Annotated in this window: 1 protein-coding gene; it reads left to right on the top strand. The window is 45.1% G+C overall.

Going from position 1 to position 324, the window contains the following annotated elements; all coding sequences use genetic code 11:
• The first annotated feature begins 72 nt into the window (after window positions 1-72).
• The gene (locus D0T57_RS15980; RefSeq protein ID WP_255490639.1) at window positions 73-246 is read left to right on the top strand and encodes a hypothetical protein; all 174 of its coding nucleotides are present in this window, start codon (window positions 73-75) and stop codon (window positions 244-246) included.
• Window positions 247-324: the final 78 nt, after the last annotated feature.

Raw genomic sequence — 324 nt, 5'->3', positions numbered from 1 at the left:
AAATTTATTCCCTTCATGGACACAGTAGGCTAAAGGGTAACCATCCAAACTAACTAAAAGGCCCAGAATGATTTGGGGATACTCAACCCCTGGCTCAGGAATGTGCGCGATGTGTACCGCCTGCATGAGAAAGAACTGGATGCTATAACCGACTTACAAGCCCTCTTATCCTCCAGCCGGACAAAGTATTTGGCCGAGGTAGCCACCACCGAGGCTAGGTCTGTTTCCCAGCCTTTCAACTGCTAATTTACATATAAGCTTTTGTTCATGGCAATAATATGACCGGTAGTTTTCGACCACATAGCAATATTAGAAACTTGACTC

The sequence above is a fragment of the Dysgonomonas sp. 511 genome, from assembly GCF_010501105.1.
Classification (GTDB): domain Bacteria; phylum Bacteroidota; class Bacteroidia; order Bacteroidales; family Dysgonomonadaceae; genus Dysgonomonas.
The sequence above is the reverse complement of the archived record's forward strand: the minus strand, read 5'-3'. Positions and strand labels throughout refer to the sequence as shown.